The sequence below is a fragment of the Acidiphilium rubrum genome (assembly GCF_900156265.1).
Taxonomy (GTDB): domain Bacteria; phylum Pseudomonadota; class Alphaproteobacteria; order Acetobacterales; family Acetobacteraceae; genus Acidiphilium; species Acidiphilium rubrum.
In genome coordinates this window covers 55750-66032 of the sequence record NZ_FTNE01000019.1, presented here as the reverse complement: position 1 = coordinate 66032, position 10283 = coordinate 55750, and the positions used below count along the sequence as shown (strand labels likewise).

Annotated in this window: 11 protein-coding genes and 1 pseudogene; 8 read left to right on the top strand and 4 right to left on the bottom strand. The window is 61.5% G+C overall.

Going from position 1 to position 10283, the window contains the following annotated elements; all coding sequences use genetic code 11:
* Window positions 1-236 (bottom strand): transposase (locus tag BW994_RS13640; protein WP_139334113.1); only part of this gene is annotated, 236 nt, incomplete at its 3' end.
* 92 nt (window positions 237-328) lie between these two features.
* Window positions 329-645, bottom strand: a pseudogene (locus tag BW994_RS18910) (transposase); the annotation flags it as partial.
* 120 nt (window positions 646-765) lie between these two features.
* On the opposite strand from BW994_RS18910, the gene BW994_RS13630 reads away from it, so the two are divergent.
* Window positions 766-1077 (top strand): carboxymuconolactone decarboxylase family protein, encoded by a 312-nt coding sequence (locus BW994_RS13630; RefSeq protein ID WP_029314144.1) that lies wholly within the window; start codon window positions 766-768, stop codon window positions 1075-1077.
* A 6-nt stretch (window positions 1078-1083) separates the two neighbouring features.
* Here the strand turns inward: BW994_RS13630 and BW994_RS13625 are convergent, their stop codons facing one another.
* Complete coding sequence (locus BW994_RS13625) at window positions 1084-1884, bottom strand: flagellar hook assembly protein FlgD (protein WP_029314143.1); 801 nt, start codon at window positions 1882-1884, stop codon at window positions 1084-1086.
* Between the two features lie 33 nt (window positions 1885-1917).
* Window positions 1918-2493 (bottom strand): hypothetical protein, encoded by a 576-nt coding sequence (locus tag BW994_RS13620; RefSeq protein WP_051657653.1) that lies wholly within the window; start codon window positions 2491-2493, stop codon window positions 1918-1920.
* A gap of 1324 nt (window positions 2494-3817) precedes the next feature.
* On the opposite strand from BW994_RS13620, the gene flgE reads away from it, so the two are divergent.
* The 7 genes from flgE (at window position 3818) to BW994_RS13585 (ending at window position 10278) form a co-directional block, all read left to right on the top strand.
* On the top strand, window positions 3818-5119 hold the full coding sequence (flgE, locus tag BW994_RS13615) for a flagellar hook protein FlgE (protein WP_029314141.1): 1302 nt from the start codon (window positions 3818-3820) through the stop codon (window positions 5117-5119).
* 24 nt (window positions 5120-5143) lie between these two features.
* Window positions 5144-6493 (top strand): flagellar hook-associated protein FlgK, encoded by a 1350-nt coding sequence (gene flgK, locus BW994_RS13610; RefSeq protein WP_029314140.1) that lies wholly within the window; start codon window positions 5144-5146, stop codon window positions 6491-6493.
* The gene (locus tag BW994_RS13605; RefSeq protein WP_029314139.1) at window positions 6490-7557 is read left to right on the top strand and encodes a flagellin; all 1068 of its coding nucleotides are present in this window, start codon (window positions 6490-6492) and stop codon (window positions 7555-7557) included. Before flgK ends, BW994_RS13605 begins: the two co-directional genes overlap by 4 nt.
* Before the next feature lie 97 nt (window positions 7558-7654).
* A complete protein-coding gene (locus BW994_RS13600; protein ID WP_029314138.1) occupies window positions 7655-8542 on the top strand; it encodes a flagellin in 888 nt (295 codons plus the stop codon).
* Window positions 8543-8612: 70 nt separating this feature from the next.
* Window positions 8613-9011, top strand: coding sequence for a flagellar biosynthesis repressor FlbT (locus tag BW994_RS13595; RefSeq protein ID WP_029312603.1), 399 nt, complete (start codon window positions 8613-8615; stop codon window positions 9009-9011).
* Between the two features lie 16 nt (window positions 9012-9027).
* Window positions 9028-9369 (top strand): flagellar biosynthesis regulator FlaF, encoded by a 342-nt coding sequence (locus BW994_RS13590; protein ID WP_162176806.1) that lies wholly within the window; start codon window positions 9028-9030, stop codon window positions 9367-9369.
* 18 nt (window positions 9370-9387) lie between these two features.
* Complete coding sequence (locus tag BW994_RS13585) at window positions 9388-10278, top strand: DUF1217 domain-containing protein (RefSeq protein ID WP_029312605.1); 891 nt, start codon at window positions 9388-9390, stop codon at window positions 10276-10278.
* Window positions 10279-10283 lie beyond the last annotated feature (5 nt).

The following is a 10283-nucleotide window of genomic DNA, read 5'->3' as shown; positions in this document are numbered from 1 at the left end:
GACAGCGCCGCACTCGCCATCACGCGGACCGGAATGAACTCCGGCTCCACCCGCACCGGCGCCAACTCACCGCGCCGAACCTGCCCGCGCCATTTCCACAACTGCCCTCGCGAAATCTCGTGCCGCCGTGCCACCAAGGCAAATACAGCATCCGGTGCCTCAGCTTCCGCGACAATCCGAAGCTTGTCCTCATCCCGCCAGCGACGCCGGCGCTCAGTCCCCGTGATGATCTCCATCCGCCACAGCTCCCTGCATATGAATCAGCTCATAGCAGCGCTCTTATGAGCGGCTTCTTCCCGTAGCGGCAGGCGGCTCAGACCGGATGGTTACTCTCGACCTGGACGGCGCGTTTGATCAGGCGGAGGCGCGAGATATCGAACTGGATGCCGCGCCAGCGTGGGCGACGCTGCATCAGGGAGCGAGACGTCCACATCAGCCGATACACACCACTGTGCAGGAATAGGCGCATCTGGTTGGCGTTGGCCCGCGAGCACGAGGTGCGGTCGGCTGCGCGATGGGTCTTTCACGCCTTGATGTGATTTTCAGCCTGGCCGCGCGTGCGGTAGGGGTCCTGATACAAGCTGCTTGGCGATCCGTCTTCAGGTTCGTGGCAGTAGAGTAGGTATTGACTCCGGGCGGTCCTGCTCCGGCGTGCTTGTCCGGTTGACATAAGCGACATGCCGCATAAAACCCGTCCGGCCTTGGATGGAACTTATGCGATTCAACGTCGCCGGCACGCTAACGAACAACAACAGGAAACCACCCATGTACGATATGAAGAACATCAAGCATCTCGCCACTATCGGTACCCACGCCCCGAAGGCGATGCAGGCATTCGCCGCGTTCGATGCCGCCGCGATGGCCGACGGTGCCGTGCCGGTGAAATACAAGGAGCTGATCGCGCTTGGCGTCGCGCATACCACGCAATGCCCCTATTGCATCGAAATCCATGTTGGCAAGGCTCGCGCGGCCGGCGCGACCGATGCCGAATTGGCTGAGACCATCATGGTGACGGCCGCGTTGCGGGCTGGCGCCGCGGTCACCCACGGCACTCATTGTTTTCACGACAAGGACTGATCGCCGTCAGCCGCCGGTCGTCGTGCCGGCCTTGCTGACGCTGGTGACTGCGGTGAACGGCACGGACAGGGCGCCGAGGTTGAGCGATACTGCGTTGCTGCCGCTGCTCACCCCGGTTGCCGTGCCGGTTACCGTGAAGGGCAGTGCCGTTGCGGTACCGCTGCTGCCCTGACCCATCACCGCCACGGTATACGCGCCATCCGGCACGGTTGCGCCGCTGGAATCCTTGCCGTTCCAGTTCCACGTATTGCTGCCCTGGGTCGCGGTGAGTGCGGTATCCAAAATTTGTGTGCCGGCGCTGTTGTAGACCGCGATCGCCACCGGTTCGGCGGCCGGGGCGGTGAAACTCAGGCTTGCCTTGCCGTTCTGCAACGGCAGCTGGCTGGATGTTGCGGTGACCTGACTGCCGAGCATTGCGCTCGCCTGTGTCAGGTCGCCAGCCTGGGTCAGTTGGATCAGCTGTCCCAGGCTCGAATTGGTGTTGATCTGCTGCTCCACGCTGGAAAACTGCACCAGCTCCGAGGTGAATTGGCTGGAATCCATCGGGCTCGACGGGTCCTGGTTTTTCAGCTGTGTCGTCAGCATTGTCAGGAAGTTATTGTAGTTGCTGGAGAGCGCCCCGAGAGCGCCCCCGCTGGCCGAGGAACTCGACGCGCCGGTGCCGGTTGCCGAAGCGGTGGTCGGGCTCGTGCCGCCGGCAGAGCTGGCCGCGCTCGATCCGGTATTGGTCAACCCCGCTGCTGCCGCGTTGGCCGCTGCGGTCAGTTGGCTTTGCTGGTAGGCGACTGAAGCGATTGTGCCGGACATTTTTACGGTTCCTTTGGTCGGGTCACGGCCTGGTCAGGCCATCATGTTCACGCCGAAACGGCGCATCTGAAGGTTGGACTGCGGTGCGGTGCCACCGATAACGGTGCTGTCGGCCAGATGCGCCGCAGCATGGCCCAGACGATCGTAGGTTTGCGCGCTGCCCTGCGCGGGTTGACCGCCTGACTGACGCCCAGCCCCTTGCCCCAGCGATCCGCCGCCTTGGCTGGTGCCGCCTTGCGACAGTGAGGCACCCGCGCCGCCATCGGGGCGCGGCGCGTCGAGATGAAACGTGACGCTGCGGTGATCAGCCGGTATCCCGGCCAGGGTCAGCATCTGGTCGAGCGCCGCATGGTCGTTCTGGAGCGCCGCTAGGGTGACCGGATGGGTTGCGGCCACCGCGATCGCCGATGTGCCGTCGGCCGCGCGGTCGATCTGGATACTGACCATCCCGATCGCGGGCGGCGCCATCGCGATCATGAGGCGCGTGCCGCCGGCATCCGCCGCGAGGGGACCAACGCCGACCATCGCCGCCGCCACCTGCTGCGTGGCGGCATGGAAAGCCGCGGCGGTCGCTGGTGCCGCAAGCGGTGGTGGTGCGGCGCCGTTCAATGGCGGGACCGCACTTGCCGCGACGGCTAGTGCGCCGCCGAAACTTGATCCGCTTGCAAGGACGCTTGGCGGGAGCGGCTCGGTGGCATTGAGCGCAGGTGTTGCAGCTGGGTTAGCGAGTCGATTGGCCGGCGTAAGGGTTCCCAGGGTCGAATTGCCATGATCTCCGACCAATGGCTGCGGCGTAGTGGGCGCCGGTGCCCCCTGCGACGTGTTTTGGGCGCTCGGTGCGCCTGCGGGGACAACGGCCGCTTGTCCAGGGACCGCGTCTGGCACCACGGCTGTCGCCGCTGGCTTCGCGGATGCGGCTGGCGTAGGCAGGGCCGATACGATAGGGTTTGAGCCGCTCGCTCCGGTTTTGGATGCTGGTTGGCTGGCGATCCCGGCCGGCCCGATCATTGGACGTGCTGGCGGTTGACCTGCGACAATCGGCGTTGGGGGCATTGTCTGCGGTGCTGTTGGTTGCGTCGCGGTCGGCGGTATTGCGACGACCGGCGGCGTTACGGGCTGGGGCGCGGGCGTCACTGGTAGCGCCAAGCTGCTGTCTGGCGCGTGCGCCGTGACGAGCTTGGCTTTCGTTTTGTCGGCTGCTGACCCGGGGCTTCCGACTGGTTTGCGACCGCTCGCAACGCCCGCGTCCGCCGCCTGTGCGGTTGCTGCAGTGGTAACTGTATCGCCGAGGCCAGCCGTGGTGCCGGCAGCGACCGCCAATTGGGCGGTATTCAGCCCCTTCGGCGCATCGGCGCTGGATGGCGGCGCCGACGTTCTTGACGCGATCGCGGGTTCGGCGACCTTTGCTTGATCGGCGGTGCCTGCCTTGACTGGTAACACAGCCGACAGCGTCTGGCTGAACGCTCCAGTCGTCTTTAGCGGGACAGCGGCGCCCGGCGCGACGGGCGCCGCCGCGGCGGGGGATGCTGCCGATGGCCCGGGTGCGGGCGGGGTCGCCGCCGGCGCCGGTTTCACGGCGGCGGTGGGGATGAGAGCGTTGGTTGCGGCGGGAAGACCAGTCATGCCGCGTACTTTGCAAGAACCCTGCCAACCAGCGCCGCACGGCCGACCGGGGCGATCATTAGCATTTGCCAATAAATCGGGGTGCTCAGTCGGGTCGCCCGGCATATTTTGCCGGGCGGATATGGACAACCCGGCGAAAACTGCCGGGTAGGGGGGAGTTTTGCGGCCGTGGTAGCGGCCAAATCCGCATATCCGGGCGCTGGCATGGATCGTGCAAGCACCGTTGCACGTTTCGCCTTTCCTGACGCGGTCTTGTCAGGTCGCAACAAGCTAACAGTAAAACCGCTACCTTTCCAGCAACGAGGACAGAATGTCGATTTTTGGCGCATTGGATACGTCGGTCAGTGGCATGCAGGCGCAGTCGAGCGCCTTCACCAACATCAGCGATAACATCGCCAACAGCCAGACCACCGGCTACAAAGGGGTCGATACCAATTTCATAAACTATCTCGTCCAGAGTTCACCCAGCAGCAACGGTGCCGACTCGGTAATCGCCCGGCCAAGCTACACCAACACAGTACAAGGAACGGTCACGCAAAGCACCAACCCGCTGGCATTGGCGATTAGTGGACAAGGTTTTTTCAATGTCAGCGAGCCTGCGGCCAGCGCCACGGCTGGTGGTACGACGCAGAGTTTTCAGAGCCAGCAATACTATACCCGGGCGGGCGACTTCACGTTGAACAAGCAGGGTTACCTTGTTAACAGCGCGGGTGCCTATCTGAACGCCTGGCCGATCGACACCGCAACCGGTGTCGTCAACACCTCGTCCCTGGCACCGATCCAGATTTCTCAAGCCACCACGCCGCCGGTGGCGACGAGCAGCGTCAGTTTATCCGCCTCCCTGCCGACGACGCCTGCGACATCGCCGGTCAATACGCAGGTCGATATTTATGATTCGCTCGGCAATCTGCAGCAGCTCAATCTGAGCTGGACGCAGACGGGTACCAACCAATGGAATTTGGCCGTCTATGCGCCTGGTGATCCTGGCGGGAGTACTGCTAAGGCCCCGATCGCGAATGCGAGCATGACATTCGGGAGCGATGGTACGTTGAGCGCTTTGAGTACCACCACCACCAATGCTGCGGCATCGGCCAACACGGCCGGGCAACCAGCAACTTTGACGATTCCTGCCAATTTCGGCAACGGCACCCAGAATATCGCGCTCGATTTCGGCAGGTTCGGTGGCACCGCGGGGCTGACGCAATACGCCGGCACCAGCCTTAACCTCCAGGGCGCTTCGCAGAACGGCACGCCGCCCGGCAATTTTTCCAATCTCTCGATCGATACGCAAGGCAACATCACCGTCAACTACAATAACGGCTTCTCCCAGGCTGTCGCCCAGATCCCGATCGCGACGTTCGATGCGCCGGATGCACTGCAAAACCAGAGCGGTCAGATCTATACTGCAAGCCAGGGTTCCGGGTCCGCAACGATCAACCCGGTCGGCAGCAACGGCAATGCGCTGGTCACCGGCTCGACCGAAAGCTCCAATGTCGACATCGCGACCCAGTTCACCAACCTGATCACCGCGCAGCAGGCCTATACCGCCAATTCCAAGGTGATCACCACGGCGCAGCAGTTATTAACCACCGTCGTGAACATGGTTCAGTAACTATTTAGGCGGATAATCATCGTCATGAGCATCGGAACCGGACTTTCAATCGCCAATAGCGGCCTCGCCGCGATCCAAGCGCAGCTGGCTGTGGTGTCGCAAAACATCGCCAATGCGAACACCGCCGGCTATTCGGCCGAAGCGGCAACGCTGACCGCGACATCTGCACAGGGCCTGGGAAGCGGCGTGATCAGCGGACCGGCGACCCAATTGGTCAACGCCAGCATGCAGGCGCAGGTCAACGCCGCGGTCGGCAATCAGTCGTTTCAGCAAACCACGGCTCAATCCTTGTCCGGCATCGATCAGGTGATGGGCACGCCGGGCCAGGGCAACGATCTGTCGAGTCTGCTCGGCAATCTTCAATCGGGCTTTGCCACGCTGCTGACCAATCCGGCCAACACGGTGCAGCAATCCGCCGTTGTCGCCAGCGCGCAAACGCTCGCGCGCCAGATCAATTCCATTTCCAGCGCGATCGGCAATGCGACGCAGACCGCATCGACCGGTGTGGCCGCCGGCATTACATCGTTGAACACCTCACTGACCCAGGTCGGTACGCTCAATAACCAGATCATCAGCCTGAGCCAGCAGGGCAAAAGCACCGCCGATCTCAAGAACCAGCGCGATGCCCTGGTGCAGACCATCGCCTCGCTCACCGGTGCCAAATCCATCGCTCAGCCCAGTGGTGCCATCTCGCTCTACACGCCCTCCGGCCAGCAATTGCCAACGGCCGGTGCCAGCGCGTTCCAAGCGAGCGGCAACCCGCCGATCATTACGCTCGGCAGCCAGACTGTAACCGGTACGTTCACCGCCGGATCGATCGGCGCCGGCCTGCAACTGGCGACCACCACCCTGCCGGGCCTGCAATCCAATCTCGATAGTTTCGCCCAATCCCTGGCAAGCGGCTTTGCCGCCACCGGTCTCACCCTGTTTTCCGATCCGTCCGGCAATGTTCCTTCAACGGCCTCCGGCTTCGCCAGTGTCATTGCCGTCAATCCCCAAGTCGTCGCGACGCCATCGCTCGTACGCGATGGCACACCGGCCAGCGCGCTGAACCCCACCGGTGATGCCGGCTTCACCGGCGTGATCAGCGCGATCTTGAGCAGCGCGGCCACGGCGCCGGGCGGAACCCTCGCGACAGCGGCAACCAATGTGACCGCCAATCAGGCAGCACTCAGCAGCAACGCCCAGACCGCCAGCACCGCGGCCGCATCGCTATCCACCGCTTTGACCAACCAGGCGTCTTCCACCAGCGGTGTCAGCATCGATCAACAGATGGGCCTGCTGGTCACGCTGCAGAACGCCTATGCGGCGAATGCCAAAGTCGTCACCATCGCCCAGCAGATGTGGGCAGCCCAGGAGGCCATGATTTCATGAGCGGTTCCATTTCCGGCATCACCGGCGGCACTTATGGTCTGATGCAACAATTGATCGCCGAGGCATCGGGAACATCGGCCAAGCTCGACCAGTTGACCACGCAATCGACCACCGGCTACGTCGCCGGCACCTACGCCGGGCTCGATAACGCGACACCGGGGTCGGCGGCGGGCGCCTTGTCGATCGCGCCGCAGATCGCCGGCATCAATTCTACCGTGACCAATCTCAACGCCGTCGCGGGGCAGATGCAGGTCCAGCAGAGCACCATTACCGCGATCAGCCAGATCGCATCGAGCGTGCTGTCGCAGTTCCAAACCGTCAATGCGGCAACGCCGCAGGGGGCGCTGACATCGGCCTCGATGGCGCGTCAGGCCTTGAGCCAGATCGGCAACCTGCTCAACACCCAGGATGGCGCGGCTTACGTCTTCAGCGGGCAGAACAGCGGCGTGCCACCAATATCGAACCCGAATTCGATGACGTCTACGTTATTTTATACCAGTATTCAGACTGCTGTACAAAATCTGACGTCCAACCCGAATGCGGCCGCCGCAGCCATCAGCGCGGGCAAGCTAAACACACCGTTCAACAGCGCGCTCGGCACGCTGCAACCGCCCCAGGTGCTCGGTGCGGGCGCTTCGCTGATCACTACGGGGCTGGTCGCCAATGCCAACACGCTGATCCCGGCATCGATCGGCTCGACCACCACCGGCTCCTACATGAACGACATCATGACGAGTCTGGCCGCGATCGGCAGTGTTACGACTGCGCAAACCGGGAGTGCGAATTTCGCTGGCTTCGCGGCGAGCATGGTCAAAACCCTGTCTGGTGCTATCAACACGATGGCGTCCGATGCCGGTGCGCTCGGCAACAATCAGGCCCTGATCTCGACCCAGGCGACCACCCTGCAACAGACAGCGACGGCGCTGACGACCCAGCTCGCCGGTTACGACCAAGTCAACATGACGAGTACACTGGCCAATCTGTCGTCCACGCAGACCCAGTTGCAGGCCTCGTATCAACTGATCGCCGCGATGAAAACAATGTCGCTCACTCAATATATCTAAGTGATATTGATTCATCGGACGTTAACAACCTTGGCGCAATATGCGTCAGCTCTGCAAAATGCAGATCATCTGATAAATCGTACCTAAGGAAAATACTATGTCCGGCATTGTCTCTTCGTCCATCATCACCAATTCGGCCGCCATGGTCGGCGTCGAAACCCTCAACTCGATCAACTCTTCGCTGCAGACGGTGCAAACCGCCGTCTCGACCGGCTATTCGGTCAACAGCGCGTCCGACAACGGTGCCGCTTATGCCGTCGCCCAGTCGGTCCGGACCACCATGTCCGGCCTGACCGCGGCCAACCAGCAGCTCGGCGACGTGTCGGGTCTAGTGCAGACCACCAGCACGGCGCTAACTAACATTTCCAACCTGATGGCGAGCATGGATCAGACGCTCGTCAACCTGTCGACCGGGACACTGTCGTCCAGCCAGAGATCGCAATACGCATCGGAATTCACGTCGCAGCTGAAGAACATCGCCTTGTTCGTTACCGGCGCCAACTACAATGGTATAAGCCTGATCGGTAGCGCTTCGGGGACGCTGAGCAACACGATTGCGAAGTTCAGCGGGACGAGTCTCTCTGTGGCGACGGATGCGAACGGCAGTACCCTCACGATCACATCCCAGAGTGTCTACAGCGTCTACAAGTCTTTGAGCACGATCGGCGCTTCCCTGACCACCAACCTTACCAACGCCGCGACGGTCAAGGCTTTTCTCACAGCAACGGGCCAGATGACCTCATCCGTTACCTCCATGGGTGGCTACATGAATACCTATGGTAACCTGACCAACCAGATCAACAACCAGGTAACCTACAACCAGAACAAGATGGACGCGCTCAGCAACGGGCTCGGCGCCTTGGTCGATGCCAACATGGCCGCGGAGTCCGCGAAGTTGCAGTCGCTGCAGATTCAGCAGCAGCTTGCCACTACCGCGCTGTCGATCGCCAATCAGTCTCCTTCATTGCTGACGAAGCTGATCTAACCCACCGCGTGATCTCCGGGCCGCCTCGGCGGGCCGGAGATCGTTCCCCCGCTCAGCTGAGGTAGACAGAATGTCCGTGCTGGTACTCGAGCTTCGTCAGGGCGATATCATGGTGCTGAACGGCGCCCCGATTAGATTCCGCACGAAGTCGCGCATCGAACTGACCGCCAAGGCCCGGTTTATGTTCGGTAAACAAATCCTGCGGCCCGATGAAGTCGATTCGCCGGCGAAGCGGATCTATTTCTCACTGCAGACCGCCTATATCGGCACCGAGGATGAACGCAGCGCCGCGCTGGTGCGTGCGCAGGAATTGATCGAGGAATTCAAGGCCGTGACGACTTCGGCATTGGCGCGTGAAATTCTCGACAAGGCGCTGGCGTTCGCCCGTGCCGATGATTGCTATGAGGCGCTCAAACTCGCACGTCGCATCATGCGTCATGAGACCGCTGTACTGCAGACCCATCAATGATCAAAAAGGATCGAACATGTCTTCATCAACCCGTATGGTGAAAGCCTATGATACTGCCTCTGCGCTCCGCAGCCCGCGTGATCAAGATGCGGATGTTTTCCGCCATTTTAGTGCCCTGCTGCGCAGCGCGTCGGACGATCTCAGCCGTACCCGTGCGCTTGCTGGTACGGTAACATTGTGGCGCACGGTCATGGCTGCGAATCTCGACCCGTTGAATCCCCTGCCGGCGCCGTTACGTGCTCAGATCGTATCGGTCGCTAATGCGGTCATCCGTATGGCTGAGCAGGATCAGCCAAATCTTACAACGATCGCGACAATCGGTGACAATTTTGCCGACGGCCTGAGCGGCCGTACCTGATATAAGGAGGTTGCTGCCATGTCGGTTAGTCTCGCTGGATTATCGACCAATCTTTCGACGCTGTTCTCAGCGCTCGGCGGGTCAGGCGGCAACGCGACCAGTGCCTCGTCGCTGATCAGTATCGCGCAAGGCAATGTCACCGCCGCAACGTCCGGCGCGAGTTCGGAAAATCCGATCGTGGCCTTGCAGGTCGCGCAGCGTAATCAGACCCAGGATATCAAGGCCGAGTCGCTGCAACCGGCGGTTCAACGCCAAATTGCCGCCTTCACCAAGGCGGTCAACAGCGCCACATCGGTCAAACAACTTCTGGCCAATCCGACGGTTCTGAACGTCCTGCTCACCGCTAACGGGCTTGGTTCCGAAGCGGGTTTCACGGCATTGGCACAGAAGGCGCTGATGTCCAACCCATCAGACCCGAATTCACTGGCCAATCAATTGTCCGGTACGAACTCACAATGGTTATCGACAGCGAAGACTTACCAATTCGCGACCAAGGGTCTGGCGATTATCCAACAGCCAAGCGCGATCAGCACGATCACCAACGGCTATGCGGAGGTCCTGTGGCGGCAATCGCTGGATGCGCAGACACCGGGATTGTCCAACGCGCTCTACCTCATTCAGAACGCGAAGAACTTTACCTCGGCCGTGCAGATCCTGGGTGATTCCGTGATGCGATCGGTGGTCACCACCGCGTTGGGTATTCCCAAGCAAATCGCCTATCAGCCGTTGAGCGCGCAAGAGCAGGCGATCACCAACGGGTTGAACGTCTCGGATTTGCAGAAACCTCAGTTCGTCCAGACATTTGCGGATCGTTATCTTGCCGTCGTGCAATCCACGGCGCAATCCTCGGCGAGTTCGTCCAACAATCTCGCCGCATTGGCGGTCAAGGCCCAAGGCCTGGTCGCATAACATCA

Bases quoted from the DNA above. Each gene is read 5' to 3' on its own strand.
- BW994_RS13630 (WP_029314144.1), top strand. From the start codon at position 766: ATGTACGATATGAAGAACATCAAGCATCTCGCCACTATCGGTACCCAC.
- BW994_RS13625 (WP_029314143.1), bottom strand. From the start codon at position 1,884: ATGTCCGGCACAATCGCTTCAGTCGCCTACCAGCAAAGCCAACTGACC.
- flgE (WP_029314141.1), top strand. From the start codon at position 3,818: ATGTCGATTTTTGGCGCATTGGATACGTCGGTCAGTGGCATGCAGGCG.
- flgK (WP_029314140.1), top strand. From the start codon at position 5,144: ATGAGCATCGGAACCGGACTTTCAATCGCCAATAGCGGCCTCGCCGCG.
- BW994_RS13605 (WP_029314139.1), top strand. From the start codon at position 6,490: ATGAGCGGTTCCATTTCCGGCATCACCGGCGGCACTTATGGTCTGATG.
- BW994_RS13600 (WP_029314138.1), top strand. From the start codon at position 7,655: ATGTCCGGCATTGTCTCTTCGTCCATCATCACCAATTCGGCCGCCATG.
- BW994_RS13595 (WP_029312603.1), top strand. From the start codon at position 8,613: ATGTCCGTGCTGGTACTCGAGCTTCGTCAGGGCGATATCATGGTGCTG.
- BW994_RS13590 (WP_162176806.1), top strand. From the start codon at position 9,028: ATGTCTTCATCAACCCGTATGGTGAAAGCCTATGATACTGCCTCTGCG.
- BW994_RS13585 (WP_029312605.1), top strand. From the start codon at position 9,388: ATGTCGGTTAGTCTCGCTGGATTATCGACCAATCTTTCGACGCTGTTC.